This is a genomic window from [Brevibacterium] flavum (genome assembly GCF_019317305.1).
Classification (GTDB): Bacteria; Actinomycetota; Actinomycetes; order Mycobacteriales; family Mycobacteriaceae; genus Corynebacterium; species Corynebacterium glutamicum.
The window spans coordinates 2243691-2260908 of the sequence record NZ_CP079240.1; the positions used below are offsets into that span (position 1 = coordinate 2243691).

Consider the following 17218-nt stretch of genomic DNA (forward strand, 5'->3'; position numbering starts at 1 on the left):
CTTCACAGCGTCGAAAACGTCGGTTTGTTGTTCATCGTAGCCGTAAAGCATTGAGCCATGTCACAAAAGGTCACAAGGTGCACAGCTCAGTTCCTTAAAAACCGCTGGATACGGATACACTATTTTTCATGCACGGTGACAAACTTGTGGATGGCACTGAGGGAAATCTCAGTCAATTCCAATGGCGCGATATGGCTACAAATCAGACGCTGAGAAAAGCACTGTTAGTGCTTTCTACCATCGCTCTACTCTTGACTTTATGGCCTTCAATTTTCAATGTTCGGGCCATCGAGTCTTTTGTTTTCTTCTTCCATATTGATACTGACGTGTACCGCGCCGGTGCTAATGCATTCTTGCATGGCGAGAATCTGTATACCCAGGACTACCAAGTTGGTAGCATTCAACTTCCCTTCACGTACCCACCGATTTCTGCTGCGCTGTTTGTTCCACTTGCAATCCTTGCAAGCAGTGTAGCCGGAATAGCATTAACGCTTATTTCCACGGTGTTGCTGTGGTGGAGCGTAGCTATCGTCTTGCGCCGAGTGCTCAAGGGTCTCACGGATGCTGATTCCAGGTTTGTGTCCTATTTGATTCTGCCTATGGCATTGTCCACGGAACCTGTATTCCAGACCCTGCAGTTTGGCCAGGTCAACATCATTTTGATGGCGCTGGTTCTCATGGATACCTTCACCAAAAAGCCCTGGTTGCCACGTGGTTTTTGGATTGGTTTGGCGGCATCCATCAAGCTGACCCCCGCAGTCTTTGGCCTTTACTTCCTAGTGAAGAAGGACTGGAAGGGCGCTGGAGTAGCAATTGCTTCTGGCGTAGGTTTTTCCGCCTTGGCATTTATCCTCTCACCTTCAAGTTCCAAGATTTACTGGACTGAAACACTCAACGACCCTTCTCGCATCGGCAACCTGTCTTATATTGCTAACCAATCTGTGCGTGGAACGCTCAGCCGAATGATGCATGAACAGCAGGATCTCGTCGAAAAGCTTTGGCTTGTGGCAGTTGTCTTGTGCCTTGCCGCTGTCGCCGTCGCCATGTGGCGCGTGGTACGCGCCGGCAACCCGTACGGCGCCGTCATGCTCAACTCGTTGATTGCTCTGCTGTGCTCCCCTGTTTCATGGTCTCACCACTGGGTATGGCTGATTCCAATCGCTATTGGTTTGGGGGCAAGTGCGTGGAACCAGCGTCGGACTGCTCCAGGAATTGCCGCGACGGCTGGAGTCTTGGCGCTTCTGACCACGATTCCGATGTTCATCACAACATTTTGGAACATGCCATACGATTCAGAGTCTTACCCATTTTGGCCATTGATTCTGCAGCCGTCGGGCAACGCGTATGTAGTAGTGGTCATCGCTATTTTGATCGTCGCGATTGTGAATCCAACAGTTTTGGGCAGTGGCAATAAAGCTGTTTCAGGCCAGGCAGAGAAGAAGTCCTCCCCTGCGTTGCTTGTTGTTTTAGCGATTGCCATTTTCTACCTCTTTGCCAATATTTGGTTTAAGGGGAACAATCAAAACGAAGCGCTCATTCAGTACCCACTGCAGACTATGGAAGGTCGCGGTCTCACTGACTTCGGCGAGCTTATTTTTGAATTCGCGGCTTCCTCCAACCAGCTTGTTTCCCTCTGGATAATCGGCGCCCTCAACGCCATCGCATTGGCTATTACCCTGTGGTTCCTCCTTCAGCGTTTTGCTGGGAAGAAGAGCTCCTGGCTGATTTATCTCAGCACCGTGGCTGTTGCGCTGATGATGTTCTCAGTGCAGGATGCCTTGCAGTTTGGTTCGCTGACTCTCGTTGCACTCGCATTGATCACTGTTGATGTGTTGAGTGTCAGAGAGATTGGCCGCCGCGGGCTGCTCACAGGACTTGCAGCAGCCCTGTTTGGATGGCCAATTCTGATTGTTATCGGATTCCTCATTCGCCGACGTTATGCAGCAACAATCACAACCATTGTCACCGCAGCTGTGCTGTGGATCTTAGGAATTCTGCTCAATCCAGACGCCTTCAACCTCAACCTGCTGCGTCAATGGTTCAGCGGGCGCGATGGTCGGGACAATTTGTCCTTCTATGCTTTCCTTGCCAGGTGGGTCAGCGAATCCCCAGTCATGATGTTCGTATGGTTCATCGTCGCCCTAGGACTTGGTGCCTGGGCAATCCACCGCACCTGGTCACATGGATTCAAGGACCTCTCCGCTGCACTGAGCATCGCACTACCAACCTTGGTGCTCCCCATAGTGGAACTCCACCACCTCGTGCTACTTCTTCCACTGATCGCAGTGCTGCTTCGTCAAGGACGCGTGGCAATTTCCTACCTCATCGGATTTATCTACCTAGGCTCATGGACTCCGCAACACCTGTCCTACTCCACGGTATTCCCACTTAATGATCCAGCACCAGAAGGGTACGTCGCCCACTTTGGATGGTATTTACTCGTTGAACCAATGGCGGTAGCACCGGCAGCTATAATCCTCGGAGCATTTATTGCCTGTGCTGCAACCACACCTAAAACAAGTCAGCTCGTGCAGGTCGACAAGTCAAGCGCGGAAAACACCAAGTAAGCTTTACAGTCCGACAGCCTCATAGCGGATGGGATAAGTTCCAAACACGTTCGAATCCGTTAAAGTGCCTGTTTAAAACTATGCATTTAAAGGAAGAGTTAACAGTGCGTAAAGGAATTTCCCGCGTCCTCTCGGTAGCGGTTGCTAGTTCAATCGGATTCGGAACTGTACTGACAGGCACCGGCATCGCAGCAGCTCAAGACTCTGCATTTGACTACGGCATGGATCCAAACATGAACTACAACCCGATCGACGACATCAAGGATCGTCCCGAAGGGTTATCCAATCTTCCCTACTTCGGAAGCAAACTAACCAGCTGGGGCTCATCAGATGCCACCGCCTCATCTGGCGTCGTGACCTCCGCACTCCCGCAGTACACCGATCCGCGCTACCCCCTCGGCAAAGACGACCTACCCAAAGCAACCATCGACATGGAGCCAGAAGTTCTTGCGCGCCTTGAGCGATTCGTCGGCGTTGACGGTGATCGCATCCGCCAAATCAACGCGTACTCGCCATCAATGGGACGCACCATTCCTCTAGTCTGGGTCGTGCCAGAAGACAACACCGTGCCTGGCCCAACGGTCTACGCACTCGGCGGCGGCGACGGTGGCTAAGGCGGCCAAAACTGGGTCACCCGCACCGACCTTGAGGAATTAACCAGCGACAACAACATCAACCTCATCATGCCCATGCTCGGATCTTTTAGTTTCTACGCTGACTGGGCAGGCGAAAGCGAATCCATGGGTGGTGCGCAACAGTGGGAAACATTCCTCATGCACGAACTACCCGAGCCGCTAGAAGCGGCCATCGGCGCAAACGGGCAACGCAGCATCGTCGGCATGTCCATGTCCGGGGGATCGGTGCTGAACTTTGCGACGCATGACCCCAACTTTTATTCCTCTGTCGGCTCATTTTCTGGATGTGCCGAAACCAACTCCTGGATGGGGCGCCGTGGTATCGCAGCCACCGCCTACAACGGCAATGTCGTCCCTGAGCAAATCTTTGGTGAAGTAGACAGTGATTACTCCCGCTACAACGATCCTTTGCTCAACGCTGCGAAGCTGGAAGAACAAGACAACCTCTACATCTTCGCCGGTTCCGGAGTGTTCTCTGAACTAGATGTCATTGGTGACAACGCACCGATTGATGAGGATGCGTTCAAAAACCGCGTTCTGGTTGGGTTTGAAATCGAAGCTATGTCCAACACCTGCACCCATAATCTTAAGGCTGCGACCGATCAAATGGGCATTGACAACATCAACTACGATTTCCGACCAACAGGTACTCATGCTTGGGACTATTGGAATGAGGCACTGCACCGTTTCTTCCCGTTGATGATGCAGGGCTTCGGGCTTGATGGTGGTCCCATCCCGGTTTATAACCCTAACGGTGTGTCCTCTAGTGAGTCTTCTTCTGAGCTGTCGTCTGATGTGAGTCTTGGCACCGTGATCGGCAGCGTAGCGGGAAGCTCCGGATCAAGTGACGGAAGCAGCGTCCGAGAGTTCCTTGCAGGAAGTTCCGGATCAAGCCAATCAACAGGAAGCTTCTACGAATAGCTAGGGCTGCGCAAGATTCCAATGAGAAAACCTCTGACATCAAATGTGTCAGAGGTTTTGACTTTTCCCAGCTTTCAAGATTTCAGCAGCGTGCAGAAGGCCTATTCTTTGTCAGCAGACTGCTTCTTTTTTGAACCCCACGGGACAAACACAGCGGCCGCGACATCAACGATGATGAACGGTGCGACGATCTCCCGCGATAAGTCCAACGCTGCAACAATCACATAAAGCACAATCAGGATTGCAACAATGAGAAGTCGGATACGCATGAACTTATTCACGGGGAAAATAGATCCTTTACTGTGTAACTAATTCTTCAAAAGGCAGCGGTTCTCTAATGCTCTGGATGATTCCACGCTCGAAAGCAAAAGGCTTGTAGGTTAGAAGGCTGACAAGCAGAATCACACAGGTTAGGCTTCAGTTATATACCGTACGTCTTAGAAGAGGTAGAAGCATTCATAGGCTTCGCAGACTGAGCTTTAACGTGAGAATCAGCTTGTGCTTTAGCTGGAGTTTTATCTGGTTCTGGCAGTTTAGGGGGAACAAGAGTCCATCCCAGCACTGGAACGCGCGAGATCAGATAGGTCAGGTACCCGCCGAGCATCGCGCAGGCAAACGCGATGACCATCCACGTATTGGTGTGGTGCCACAAACTGTCAGAGAAGTTATCAATCTCCATGAAATTCCAGCGCAAGCCGAAACCAAAAATCAGCGATAGTCCTGTTGCATGCCCAATGTAGATGGGAAGGGTGTGCCTACCAATAAGTTTCAAAAACTCCCCTACTGGCTTTATTCGGCCAAGCCATACGCACAACACAATTCCTGCAGGCAGGGAAACAATCCGAATGATCATTGCAGGAAGGTGATCCATATCGAATCCAGTGAGGTTGCCGCCGAGTGCATGAGCAAAAGTATCGCGGAGGTTCATCAGCCACAGCACGGTTGCGCCATGGTTTTCGCTGTCGCGCAGCCCATTTGAGATCACGCCCAAAGCAAGTCCCGAGACATAAAGGACCGCTGCAAACACTATTGCTTTTGGCCTTGTTGCGGCTTCTGCAAAACGCGAAATCAGTGGGCGGAAGTAAGCGCCAATGAGGAATGTAGGCAAGTAAATAATGGACTTGCGTAGAATCTCAATCTCGCTATAAGCCGGCATAAGTAGCCACAGTGAGGCCACCAACGCCACAATTGCCCAAGCTGGGAGTTTTCTGGTTGCCCATAAAAATAGGTTGAAGATAACCAAGAAGTAGAGGAACCAGTACATATTGGTGGCCCCGAGCATCGAGCCGCTGTACCATTCCCATGTTCCCGGTGCTCTACCGGTAAAAACTGTGCCCTCGAGGCGGTGTAGATAAAGATTCACTGGAGTCCACAGCAAATATGGAACCAGGTAGAACCACAGTCGCCCGCGGAAAAGTTCACCAAAGCTTTGATTCAGAACTTTAACTGCAAAAAATCCACTCACCATAAAAAATAATGGCATCCGAAGTGGATCAAGCAGTGCGTTCAGGTGGGACATCATGGTGTCCTGGCCACCTGGAATTGCCAACGACACGTGTAGTAACACGACACCTAGGATGGATATTCCCTTGGCGATGTCTGGCCAATCCATACGAGCCTTGTTCTGGGGAGCCGTCACCTGCTGTGGGGCTGGGTTTAAGTTTCCAGTTTTCACGGTGGCGGACAACTCCTAAAAAGACGATGCGCTCATTTCGCAGCGCAACCGTCCGACTCGATGTATGCCAAAAAGATTAACAATTAGTTAAATCTTGAAGCCTAACCGGTACAACCATACCGTTCTGCCACCCGAATACGAAAAGACTCACACAAAAACCCCAAGGTTTTTAACAGAAAAGACCCGATTACTGTGAAGGAGCTGTGCCCTCCGGGTATCCTTTTCCTTCCTCCAGAGCGTTTTTCACATCTTTAGAGTACGCATCAACATACGGCTGACCAGTGAGATCAGCAAGAATGAACATAACGTGATCTGTCAGCTTGCGCGCTGCTTCGTAGGTTCCAGGCTTCAGTCCATGTTCTTTGACGAATGCGAGGGGATCAATTGGGCTTGCTACCTTGATCCTGACTTTTGCGGGTTTCGGAAACCAACTTCCGATAGGGTTCGCGTCCCGGCTGCCAATCATGGCAACGGGGATAACTGGCGTACCAGTTTCCATCGCAACATAGGCCATTCCGGTTTTGCCCTTGTAGATGCGACCATCGGGCGAACGAGATCCTTCAGGGTAAATACCGAAGAGGTCTCCCCGATCCAGCACCATTTTGGCGGTATTCATCAAAGAATCCATGGCATTATCTGCGGTGCGGTCCAGGGGTACTTGCCCCACAGAAGTAAAAAACCACTTCTGCATCTTGCCTTTAATACCTGGTGATGTGAAGTATTCGGCCTTCGCTGGGAAGGTCAGCTGCCGTGGGCACAGCAGGGGAAAATAAAAGGAATCCATCACTGCTTCGTGGTTGGACGCCATGATCGCGGCACCTTCTGCAGGGATGTTTTCTTTGCCTTCGATCTCCGGGCGGTTGTACACACGCAAAAACGGGCCAATCAGCACATACTTGAAAAGCCGATACCAGTTGTTTTTCATGATGTTTGGGTTTACCCCTTCTTCGCGCTTTACTGCTGTAGGAACTTCTAAGAATACGTTACCCACGATGTGTATTTTGCTGCGAAGCTACCAAAACCACTTTTTAGTTTCTTTAAGGGGTGGCTCTTTTGGTGGACATGCGTCATCGTAGCCCACCGAAAAACACCTAGTTGGCTTCCACTACAGAGCGTCGAGCCAGATCAGCGACACCGATCATGCCAGCATCCGCACCCAACTGAGCTGTGGCAACGCGTGCCAAAGGGCGATATCCTGCGCCGACGATGCGGGTGGAATAGTGGTTGACCGAGCGATCCAAATAAAGGTCGGCAGCATTGGACAGTCCGCCACCAATGATGATCATGCCGGGGTCAAGGACATCAGCAATGATCGCCAAAGTTTCGCCCAGCCACTCGCTGAAATCTTCCAGAACGGCGAGAGCGAGTGGGTCTTCTTGGCGCGCTGCCGCAGTGATCGTTTTTCCATTGATGGAATTCGGATCGGCTTTGATCTTGTCAAACAGCTCGCTGTTGCGGAATGAGCCATGCGAAGCCAATTCACGCGCAGTGTAAACCAAGGCAGTGCCGGAACAGTAACGCTCCAGGCAGCCTTCTTTGCCACACGCACATGCGCGTCCGCCACGAACAACACGCAAATGACCAAATTCTGGTGCCGTGCCATATGCACCACGGTAAATTTCACCTTTTTCAATCAGCGCTGCACCAATTCCAGTACCGAGTGCCAACAAAACCCAGTTGTCAGCGCCTTGAGCTGCACCAAAACGATGCTCACCCCACGCTGCTGAGTTGGCATCATGTTCCAAACGAACAGGCAGGCCCAAAAGGTTTTCCAACTTTTCACGCACTGGCTCATCGCGCCAAGGAAGGTGCGGGGCAAATCGAACAACCTCGCACTCAGGATCCAAAAATCCCGCGACGGCAAGTCCCACAGCACCAACCGGGTATTCGGCCTTGAGCTGTTCGACTAGATCAAAAATCCCCTGTTCCATTGCCTGCGTCGTGCGCGGCGACGGCGCCGACAAACTGGTCACGATGCGCCCGGATTCGTCGACAAGCCCGGCTCGCATGTTGGTGCCGCCGATGTCAAAGCCCACCGCGAAACTGGCCGGTTTTTGTGGCATAAGAGTGCCCCTCGCGTTCTACACAGGATTTAGGTGAATTTAATCTTTCAAAGTATAGCTATCAACAGCTGTCCAACCATCATCGTGGTTCACTCTGCAAAATATCGGTCAACCTCTCCCCCATAATTTCCCACGACCATTCGGCCTCCACATGCGCCCTACCTGCAGCGCCCATCGCGGCGCGGCGGATCGGATCGTCGAGAAGCTCAATTAAAAGCTCAGACAGCTTATCGACGTCCGACCCCTCCACAACCAGGCCAGTTGCCGGAGTCACCGTCTCTGGCGCGCCGCCAGAGGTGCCGGCTATCACCGGCACTCCGCAGGCTTGTGCCTCGAGATAGACAATGCCCAAGCCCTCAACATCGAGCCCGCCACCGCGGGTGCGCGCTGGCATCGCGAAAATATCTGCGGCGGCAAGCGTGTTAATCATGTCCTGATATTCAAGGCGTCCAAGGAATTTCACGTTCTGGCTCACGTCGGTGGCAAGGCGCCGCAAAGTCGACTCGTATCGCCCACTGCCCACAATGAGCAACTGCGCATCCGGGCGCGCCGCAATCACCTGTGGCATCGCCTTGATCAGCGAGTCCTGGCCTTTCCTCGGCACTAAACGCGAGATACAGGCAATAACCGGGGTGGTGTCCGTGAATCCTAGCTTTTTCCTTGTTGCGCTTTTGTCCTCTGGCGTGGCCGGAGTGAATCTCTTAACGTCCACGCCGGAAGGCAAATGTTCAAAAGTCGGGTGCGATCCAAAAGCACTTTTGAATCTGCGCAGCGTGTACTGCGAGATATAAGTCAGCACGTCCACCTCAGTGCCGATTTTGCGCAACGATTGTCTCGATCCAGGAAGCATTGACCACCCCACCTCATGCCCATGAGTGGAGGCAATAACCTTGCTCGCACCTGCCTGCTTCGCTGTGCCTGCCATCAACGCCAACGGAGCCGCAGCACCGAACCACACATTATCGATCTCTCGCTCACGAATGATCTCCGCCATAGCGTGTGCCGTTGTTGGGGTGGGCAGCATCACCGAACGAGGCCACCTAATGACCTCATAGTCCAAAGTCTTGTCGTAGGCATGCGCTTCCTCAGCGTTTTGAGTCGACGCAAACACCACGATCGACTCAGGATCTTGAGTAGCGATGAAATCCCTCAAATAGCTTTGGATTCCGCCGATCCGTGGAGGAAAATCATTGGTCACAACGAGAGTTTTTCGGGATGCAGACACAAAGATTCTCCTGACGAACTATTTCTTAGTAGCGACGCGCACCATAAAACGGTGCTGAATCAACAGATACCACCTGCACAGGGATTCCGTAGTCTGAGGCGTGCACAATCTTTCCGTCCCCAATATACAGTCCCACGTGAGTAGCACCTGGGTAATATCCAATGACATCGCCAGGCTGCAGCTCATCTCTGCTCACCGGCGTTCCGCCAGCCATCTGAGCTTGAGACGTACGTGGCAAAGTCTTACCCATCTGCTGATACGCCCAATAGATCAAACCTGAGCAATCAAACTCATTTGGGCCAATGGCACCCCAACCATAAGGGCTTCCCAACTTAGACAAGGCAGCATCCACCGCACCCGAAGTCGCAGCGGAAAGACCAAGCAAATCAGTCAGATCAATGTCCAATGGACCGTTCTTAGCAACCCACATTTCCCGCTCCTGTGGCGTCAGGGCATCCACCCGGTCTCGGATCTCTGATTTTCGACCATCCAATGCTTCCTTTTCAGATTCAAGCTCCGCCTGGCGTACCTTCAGCTGCCCCAACTGGAACTCCGCTTCCGCCTTAGTACGGTTTGCTTGATACACAGCTTCTGCGGACTTCTCAGTCTCCGCGTTGAGGGATTCAACCACATCACTAATGGACTTAGCCAACGTTGAAAGGTAGCTCATCCGATCAATCACGTTTTGTGGATCTTCTGCAGACACCGCAATGCTCAAAGGATCCGTGACTGTGCCACGATACTTCGCCTGAGCGATCCGATTGATCTCCGAACGATAAGTTTCGACATTCTCCGATGCTTGATCAGCCGCCTCACGGTAGCTTACCGACTGCTCCTGAACTTCCTTGATCGTGACCTCACGAGCCTCAATATCAATCTCAAGCTGTTTGACTGCCTCATTCTGGGCAGACGTTTCCTGAGAGACATGCTCAATATCAGCAATCAGTTGATCGACTTCCTCCGCACTGGAATGCGAAGGCACCAGAATCAGCGTGCTTGCGATAACACATGACGCCACAACGCTCACCCAACGGCGACCAAACATCTTCAAAAATCCCCTATCAACCTCATTCAAGCAACTCCACTACTCTAACCCGATTACAAAAGCCTAGCCAAGGAAAAGAAGCAAGCCGCTCTCAACTTTTTCAAGGAGTGCGGCTTGCTTCAAAAGCTTAAGACTTTATGCAGATTAGAAACGAACTGCAGAGTGGAATGGCATGTAATCCAAGGAGTCCTCAGACAGAGGGGTGCTGCTGTTCAGTGCGTGGATAACGGTGCCGTGGCCGGAGTAGATACCAACGTGAGTAGCGCCGGAGTAGAAGGCAACGATGTCGCCAGCCTGAAGGTCAGAGTAAGCAACAGGGGTGCCCTGTGAAGCCTGAGCCTGGGAGGTACGTGGGATGGACTTGCCAACCTGGCTGTATGCCCATGAGGTAAGGCCGGAGCAGTCGAAAGCGTTAGGACCGGTAGCACCCCAACCGTATGGGGAACCAATCTTGGTGCGCGCTGCATCAACGATTGCCTGACCGGTGCTTGCTGCAGGTGCAGCCTGTGCCTCTGCTGCAGGTGCATCAATGACGGCTGCGTAAGCAGTAGGAGCTGCCTGGCTGCTAAGGGAAGGGATCCACTGATCGATTCCTGGAACGTTGTTAAGACCTGGAGTGGTCTCGATGCCAGCGATGTCAACGCTGATTCCGGTGCCAGGAACAACAACCTCAGCTGCCTGTGCTGGGGAGGCGATAGCTGCGGTTGCTCCAAGCGCAACTGCAGATGCTGCTACAGCCTTGCGAGTTGCGTTTGAATTGTTGCGACGGTGCTTACCCATTGATGAATCTCCAAATTCTTCCTGTTTGCTGACCGAGTTAGCTGTCGGGTTCGGAGCGGAAGGCCCCTATCCCCACTCCTTCTCTCTCTGCGAGAGAACCCTTGTGGGAAACTCACCCCAGGAACACGTTTGGTTCCCCGGCTCGCCGCACGATTTAAAGAATTTCTCTAAACTATGCTTGCGATTAAGCGTCTATTTGTTTCTGTAATGCTGGCGGAAATTCGGTGTCCGTCCCGCAATGTCTCAATAAGGTTACGAAACCGCAACAACACTTGTCTAGCCCAAGCGAAAAAATTGGTTGTTATCGAACCGTTATCGCGGATTAATTTGACCGAGACGCAAGTCCTCCACTCAGACCCCAACCACTAAGGGTTCTCCCCTAGAACCCTTAGAAGGCTAGATGACCTGCAATTTCAGGAAACTTCCAGTAGTCAAATCGTTTTCACAGAGCCGAAAAATCGGCACCAGTTTCAGCAATGATCTTACCATGTGACATTAATCACCATTGACGGCTTATGCTTTGAGATTTGGAGTTATGACAACAATTCTTAAGCCACACCGAGCTGGATTTTGAGCGGAATTTGGGCGAAGTTGACACTGACCCTAGGCGACCTAGGGCGTAATGCTCACGACGAAGAACACTCCTTATATATAAGGAGAAGAAAACTCCACGCTTTCCACGCGCCTGCACGTTGCTTCACGCCACCACAAGCTACATATAAGGCAACTACAGGCTCTACGCCACTCCTCGTGTGTTAAAGAGCCCTCTCCCTTATCTTCAGCCTCGTCTGAATAGAGAAAAACTCCCCGATGCGGAGACCTTTCGATTCAGGTCCCTACAGCGGGGAGTTTCAGAGATGAAGTCCTAGAAACTAGTTCTTGCCCTCATTCTTGTCACGCTCAATGTTTGCCTCGTTGAGTGCACGAAGAGTGTTCGCTTCCTCAATGTGGTTTGCGTGCTCAATTTCCTTAGCCTTCGCACTGATGTCTTCTGGATCAGGTCCGAAGAATCCACCGCGGGTTTCAACCTCAGCGTAACCAAGCTGGTTCATCTGCTTTGGAACCGCAGCGCCAGCGTATGGCAGTGGGATTGGGTGACCATGGTCATCAACTGGGCCAAGTGGCTGGTGAACTTCAATGAAGGCACCATTTGGCATCTGCTTGATGATACCGGTCTCGATGCCGTGCTCCAGGACCTCGCGGTCAGAGCGCTGCAAGCCGATGCACAGTCGGTAAGTGATGAAGTATGCAATAGCTGGTCCAACGATGAGGCCGATACGACCGATCCAGGTCATCGCGTTCAGTGAAACATGGAACTGCATTGCGTAAACATCGTTACCACCAGAAACGGTAAGCAGGATGTAGAAGACAAGCGCCATGACACCGAGTGAGGTGCGGACTGGAACATCGCGAGGACGCTGCAGCAAGTTGTGGTGTGCATCGTCGCCGGTGAACTTACGCTCAATGAATGGGTAAGTCACAAGCAGAACCACGAGGATACCCAGCATCACAGCAACCCAGAAGACTGCTGGGATGGTGTAGTTACCGAGGTAGAGCTCCCATGCCGGCATGACACGAGCAGCACCATCTGTCCACAGCATGTAAACGTCAGGCTGGGAACCAGCAGACACCTGTGAAGGGTTGTACGGTCCAAGATTCCAAATTGCGTTAATGGTGGTGACACCAGCAAGCAGTGCGAAGAAGCCGAAGACGATGAGGCCGAAAGCAACAGCCTTAACTGCGAACAGAGGCATGATTCGGATACCGATCACGTTGTTCTCAGTGCGGCCAGCGCCTGGGAACTGGGTGTGCTTCTGGTACCAAACAAGTGCCAGGTGAGCTGCGATCAAGCCAAGCAGGATAGCTGGGATGATTAGAACGTGTGCGATGTAGAAGCGGTCCAGCATCAGATCGGATGGGAAGTCTCCACCGAAGATCAGCCAGTGCATCCAGGTACCGATGATCGGAAGACCAACGATGATGGCGGACATGATTCGAAGACCAACACCAGAGAGCAGGTCATCAGGCAGGGAGTAACCCATGAAGCCTTCAGCCATACCCAGGATGATCAGCACAACACCGATGATCCAGTTTGCTTCACGTGGGCGACGGAACGCACCGGTGAAGAAAATACGGAGCATGTGAACCAGCATGGACACAACGAACAGCAGGGCTGCCCAGTGGTGCATCTGGCGGATGAACAGACCACCGCGAACTTCGAAGGAAATATCCAACGCAGTTGCGTATGCACGGGACATCTCCACACCGTTCAGTGGGAGGTAGCCACCGTCATAAATGACCTTAGTGATTGATGGGTCGAAGAACAGGGTCAGGTAGACACCAGTCAGCAGCAAGACGATGAAGCTGTAAAGCGCAATCTCGCCGAGCATGAAGGACCAGTGAGTTGGGAAGACCTTGTTGATCTGGCGACGGATACCCGACGCCATGGTGTAACGGGAATCAAGATTGTTTCCCACGGTAGCTAGACTCATGACTTACGCTCCCAGAATGCAGGGCCGAGTGGCTCAATGAAGTTACCAGCGGCGATGAGGTAGCCCTCTTCATCAACGGTAATTGGCAGCTGTGGCAGTGCACGGGCAGCAGGTCCGAAGACTGGCTTTCCGTAGTGCAATGCGTCGAACTGCGACTGGTGACATGGGCACAGAATACGGTTTGTCTGAGCCTCGTACAGTGAGGTTGGGCAACCAATGTGTGTACAAATCTTGGAGTAAGCGTAGTAGTCACCGTAGTGGAAGGACTCCTGGCCTTCGCGTTCGATGACCTTTTCAGCGTCAGCGGTACGGAGACGGATCAACATAACTGCGTTACGTGGGCCGTGCACCGAGTGCATTTGGTGCTCGTAGACGTCCTTCGCAGGATCGTATTCAGCACCGTCGTTCACCATTTCAGCTGGAAGTGGGAAGACAGTTTCCATGGATGCTGCTGCCAGATCTTCTGGGCGCATACGAACCAGGCGGGAAACACCAGTGGTTGACCAGTGCTCACCGGTTGCATCGGTGTGTGACTCCGCAATTGCTGCAGTGTCACGGCCGAGGTAAACCTTGACGTCGTTCTCAATGAGTGTCCAACCGGAAGTCCATAGGGTGCCGTCACCCTGAACGTCCATTGGGCCTTCCTTAGGCTTCCAAGGATTCTTGATCATACCGCCCATTGGAGCGATGATGGTCAGGCCGGCCAGTACTGCTCCGCCACCTGCAAGTCCCATGATCAGCTTGCGACGACCAAGAGTAGAGGTCTGCCAAGAGTCATTGAGAAGTGCAACGATGGTGCGGCGGTCAACTTCTTCAGAAGGACCGTCGTGGCGACGCTGTACTGCGATTTCCTCTGGAATGAACTTCTTGACATAAAGGACAACTGCAAATCCCAGGGACAGGATGCAAAGACCGGAAGTAATACCCAGCATTGGGGTGTACAAGGTGTACGCCAGGAGACCTTCATCTCCGTGTGCCTTGTACTCCCAAGGCCAGAAAATGTAGGTAGCCAGGAATCCAAGTCCACCAATGATGCCGAGGACTAGCCAGAAAGTAACTGAACGTGCAGCGCGCTTCTCAGCTGGGTCATTAGGGATTGGGAAACGTTCCTTGCGGTATGCAATGGTAACGTCGTCCAGCTCTGTACCAAGTCGTGCAAGATCCTCATTGCTCATCGCGTTGAGTTCTTGGGTTGTGTACTGCTTGTCGTTGTTGTTACTCATGAACGTGATCCAATCCACATAGCGGCGGCCACGAGGACCAAGATGCCGAATACCCACATGAACAGACCCTCAGCCACTGGGCCCAAGCTACCGAGTGAGTAACCACCAGGTGATGGAGTCTCCTTGGTGGACTTGATGAAGGCGATGATGTCCTTCTTCTCATCTGCGGAGAGCTGACGATCGGAGAACTTAGGCATGTTCTGAGGACCGGTAAGCATAGCCTGGTAGATTTCCTGCTCGTTTGCAGCATCCAGGTTTGGTGCGTACTTACCAGAGGACAGTGCGCCACCACGACCAGTGAAGTTGTGGCAGGATGCACAGTTCAGGCGGAACAGATCTCCGCCGCGAGCGACGTCGGCGGAGGTAATCTGTCCGTCGTAGTTTTCGCCACGGAGCTCCTCCATGGCCAGGGTGCCGTCCTCGTTGTAAACGAGTCCTGGGCCACCGCCATTAGCTGCAACATATGCAGCGATCGCAAGGGTCTGTGCCTCGGTGTAACGAGGAGCCTTGCGCTCAGCCTGAGCCTCGTTACGCAGCATTGGCATACGGCCGGAGTGAACTTGGAAGTACACTGCGCCTTCGCCAACACCTACGAGGGAAGGACCGCGGTCCTCAACACCTTGGAGGTTTACGCCGTGACAGGTGATGCAGGCGACAGCGTAGAGGTCTTTACCCTCGGAGATAAGTGCCTGATCGTCACGCTGAGCGGTAGCAACTTGAGCATCTGGAGTGATCGCGGTTGCGAGGATTCCTGCTCCGCTCAGTCCAATGGTCAGAGCCAATGCACCTGCGACGGTGCGCCGGACCTTGCGGCGATTCTTGACCTTCTTAGCAGAGGGTTTAGCCATGCTATTTTCCTCTGGGGTCTGCGGGTTGGTTTCCATCATTTCCCTTTGAATCTCGACTGTGGAAGTGAAGGGCATAGGGAACCTCAACAACGTTGAGGATTCCTTACTGCCTACTGAATGAAGTAAATAGTGATGAAGAGGCCGATCCAGACCACGTCAACGAAGTGCCAGTAATAAGACACAACCATTGCTGCGGTTGCCTGTGCCGGAGTGAACTTCGACTTATGGATTCTCATAAGAACCACAACGAAGGCCATAACACCCGCGATCACGTGCAATGCGTGGAAACCGGTTGTAATAAAGAATGCCGATCCGTAGACACTGCTCTGGATTGTAAGTCCGTGACCTACGAGAGTGATGTACTCGTAGCCCTGTCCGATCACGAAGATTGATCCGAGGATAATCGTGACCAAGAACCACTTGCGGAGGCCGTAAACGTCACCCCTTTCAGCCGCAAAAACTCCGAACTGGCAAGTCACTGAGGAAGACACCAGAATGACCGTAATCAACAGTGCGTAGGGCACGTTGAGGTGATCTGTCTGCTCTCCCCATGATCCATTTGCCAGTCCGTTCGCACGGGACACGAAGTACATCGCGAATAGCCCGGCGAAGAACATTAATTCCTGAGACAGGAACACAATGGTGCCGACACTGACCATATTCGGACGGTTCAGTGCCGCAACACGTTGTGGTGCTGCCATACCTGTATTTCCAACTGCGCTCGTCACGCTATCTAGTATGGCTGTTTGGTTGGCCAAAGTCACTTCAAGCCCCCCGTTTCAATTGAAAGTTTGAACTCGGCTTTTGATGCGAATTTTCCCCCAATTCGCAAACTTTTCAATCGACCTTCCGGGAACTCTTCATAGCCCTTTTACGACAGTTACATAATTGCAGGTTAAAGGGTTCACAGGCAGTTCCAATCTGTCCCAAATCACACTCGTCCCATTTTGAAGAACTCACAGAGTGTGCCCAAAGTGGTTTCCGCAGGTTTTTGCCTGAGAGACACGTCACAGAGTTTTTCACCCCATTGGAGCCCCACATACAACTTTTGGTTGAACCCGAATAAAAGGCGTTTTTGCAGCTTAATGCGATTCATGTCCGCCCACTCCCCCACTTTTTCCGCTTTCAGAAACTTTTCTCGATTTTGCGGGAACTTTTTCTATTTTGCCGATTTTCGTATTTCACAGCGCCTCGGTCTGCCCTGTTGGACAGTTTCGTCACGGTGATCAAAGTTGGAAAAGCCTGTGAAAACGACAAAATGCTCAACCCTATCGGACAGCCAATAGGGTTGAGCATATGTGGTTTTAGTACTAGTGCTTTTCTTTTGGCACGCCGTACTGAAGGTTGAGCTTGGTGATCGTGAAGAGCAGGAGCATCAGACCAACTGCGATCATCCAGTAGTGGAAGTACACAACGCCGAATCCAAGGAATCCAACCGCACCGGACATAGCTGCCGGCCAAATGGAGCTTGGGCTGAAGAACCCGAGGGTTCCTGCCTTGTCGGCAACCTCAGCCTCTTCCCAGTCCTCTGGAAGAACGTCTACGCGGACTTCAGTGAAGTGAAGGTAGACACCGAGCATAAGCGTCAGACCTGCTGACAGGACCAGGGCCACAGAACCGACCCACTCAACACCTTGAATGTTGCCGCCATCACTAACGTGCATTGTTGCGAAGATGTAGATGACAGCCATCGCGGCCATGAATACTGTCAGGCCGTACATGAGTTTTGCTGAAGACTTCATTT

13 protein-coding genes, 1 pseudogene and 1 riboswitch are annotated in these 17218 nt (G+C 52.3%); of the genes and pseudogenes, 2 read left to right on the top strand and 12 right to left on the bottom strand.

The window, feature by feature from the left end:
• Positions 1-128: 128 nt before the first annotated feature.
• Both mptC and mytF read left to right on the top strand, forming a co-directional pair.
• Positions 129-2567, top strand: a complete 2439-nt coding sequence (gene mptC, locus KW808_RS10850; protein ID WP_003860335.1) for an alpha-(1-2)-mannopyranosyltransferase MptC — start codon at positions 129-131, stop codon at positions 2565-2567.
• A 104-nt stretch (positions 2568-2671) separates the two neighbouring features.
• Positions 2672-4123: pseudogene (gene mytF, locus KW808_RS10855) on the top strand (mycoloyltransferase MytF).
• 101 nt (positions 4124-4224) lie between these two features.
• On the opposite strand, the gene KW808_RS10860 reads toward mytF, so the two are convergent.
• The 12 genes from KW808_RS10860 to ctaF all read right to left on the bottom strand — a co-directional run bounded on the left by KW808_RS10860 (position 4225) and on the right by ctaF (position 17216).
• Positions 4225-4404 (bottom strand): hypothetical protein, encoded by a 180-nt coding sequence (locus tag KW808_RS10860; protein ID WP_003859677.1) that lies wholly within the window; start codon positions 4402-4404, stop codon positions 4225-4227.
• Positions 4405-4544: 140 nt separating this feature from the next.
• The gene (locus KW808_RS10865) at positions 4545-5798 is read right to left on the bottom strand and encodes an acyltransferase family protein (protein ID WP_003859675.1); all 1254 of its coding nucleotides are present in this window, start codon (positions 5796-5798) and stop codon (positions 4545-4547) included.
• A gap of 187 nt (positions 5799-5985) precedes the next feature.
• Positions 5986-6723 (bottom strand): lysophospholipid acyltransferase family protein, encoded by a 738-nt coding sequence (locus tag KW808_RS10870; RefSeq protein WP_003859674.1) that lies wholly within the window; start codon positions 6721-6723, stop codon positions 5986-5988.
• Positions 6724-6889: 166 nt separating this feature from the next.
• Positions 6890-7861 carry an ROK family glucokinase gene (locus tag KW808_RS10875; RefSeq protein ID WP_003859672.1) on the bottom strand — a complete coding sequence of 324 codons (972 nt, stop codon included), beginning with the start codon at positions 7859-7861 and terminating at the stop codon, positions 6890-6892.
• A 79-nt stretch (positions 7862-7940) separates the two neighbouring features.
• Positions 7941-9086 carry a GDP-mannose-dependent monoacylated alpha-(1-6)-phosphatidylinositol monomannoside mannosyltransferase gene (pimB, locus tag KW808_RS10880; protein ID WP_003859670.1) on the bottom strand — a complete coding sequence of 382 codons (1146 nt, stop codon included), beginning with the start codon at positions 9084-9086 and terminating at the stop codon, positions 7941-7943.
• A 25-nt stretch (positions 9087-9111) separates the two neighbouring features.
• A complete protein-coding gene (locus KW808_RS10885) occupies positions 9112-10131 on the bottom strand; it encodes a C40 family peptidase (protein WP_003859668.1) in 1020 nt (339 codons plus the stop codon).
• Between the two features lie 144 nt (positions 10132-10275).
• On the bottom strand, positions 10276-10911 hold the full coding sequence (locus KW808_RS10890; protein WP_003859666.1) for a C40 family peptidase: 636 nt from the start codon (positions 10909-10911) through the stop codon (positions 10276-10278).
• Between the two features lie 12 nt (positions 10912-10923).
• Positions 10924-11112: riboswitch (cyclic di-AMP (ydaO/yuaA leader) on the bottom strand.
• 671 nt (positions 11113-11783) lie between these two features.
• Positions 11784-13403, bottom strand: a complete 1620-nt coding sequence (gene qcrB, locus KW808_RS10895) for a cytochrome bc1 complex cytochrome b subunit (protein ID WP_499652078.1) — start codon at positions 13401-13403, stop codon at positions 11784-11786.
• Positions 13400-14626: a cytochrome bc1 complex Rieske iron-sulfur subunit gene (qcrA, locus tag KW808_RS10900; protein WP_003859663.1), complete on the bottom strand. Its 1227-nt coding sequence runs from the start codon at positions 14624-14626 to the stop codon at positions 13400-13402. The genes qcrB and qcrA overlap by 4 nt, the downstream gene beginning before the upstream one ends.
• Positions 14623-15513 carry a cytochrome bc1 complex diheme cytochrome c subunit gene (qcrC, locus tag KW808_RS10905; protein ID WP_170844375.1) on the bottom strand — a complete coding sequence of 297 codons (891 nt, stop codon included), beginning with the start codon at positions 15511-15513 and terminating at the stop codon, positions 14623-14625. Before qcrC ends, qcrA begins: the two co-directional genes overlap by 4 nt.
• 71 nt (positions 15514-15584) lie before the next feature.
• Positions 15585-16202 (bottom strand): aa3-type cytochrome oxidase subunit III, encoded by a 618-nt coding sequence (gene ctaE, locus KW808_RS10910; RefSeq protein WP_011014948.1) that lies wholly within the window; start codon positions 16200-16202, stop codon positions 15585-15587.
• A 582-nt stretch (positions 16203-16784) separates the two neighbouring features.
• Positions 16785-17216 carry an aa3-type cytochrome oxidase subunit IV gene (ctaF, locus tag KW808_RS10915; RefSeq protein ID WP_003859655.1) on the bottom strand — a complete coding sequence of 144 codons (432 nt, stop codon included), beginning with the start codon at positions 17214-17216 and terminating at the stop codon, positions 16785-16787.
• Positions 17217-17218 lie beyond the last annotated feature (2 nt).

Bases quoted from the DNA above. Each gene is read 5' to 3' on its own strand.
- KW808_RS10890 (WP_003859666.1), bottom strand. From the start codon at position 10,911: ATGGGTAAGCACCGTCGCAACAATTCAAACGCAACTCGCAAGGCTGTA.
- KW808_RS10875 (WP_003859672.1), bottom strand. From the start codon at position 7,861: ATGCCACAAAAACCGGCCAGTTTCGCGGTGGGCTTTGACATCGGCGGC.
- qcrA (WP_003859663.1), bottom strand. From the start codon at position 14,626: ATGAGTAACAACAACGACAAGCAGTACACAACCCAAGAACTCAACGCG.
- qcrC (WP_170844375.1), bottom strand. From the start codon at position 15,513: ATGATGGAAACCAACCCGCAGACCCCAGAGGAAAATAGCATGGCTAAA.
- ctaF (WP_003859655.1), bottom strand. From the start codon at position 17,216: ATGAAGTCTTCAGCAAAACTCATGTACGGCCTGACAGTATTCATGGCC.
- mptC (WP_003860335.1), top strand. From the start codon at position 129: ATGCACGGTGACAAACTTGTGGATGGCACTGAGGGAAATCTCAGTCAA.
- qcrB (WP_499652078.1), bottom strand. From the start codon at position 13,403: ATGAGTCTAGCTACCGTGGGAAACAATCTTGATTCCCGTTACACCATG.
- KW808_RS10870 (WP_003859674.1), bottom strand. From the start codon at position 6,723: ATGAAAAACAACTGGTATCGGCTTTTCAAGTATGTGCTGATTGGCCCG.
- KW808_RS10885 (WP_003859668.1), bottom strand. From the start codon at position 10,131: ATGTTTGGTCGCCGTTGGGTGAGCGTTGTGGCGTCATGTGTTATCGCA.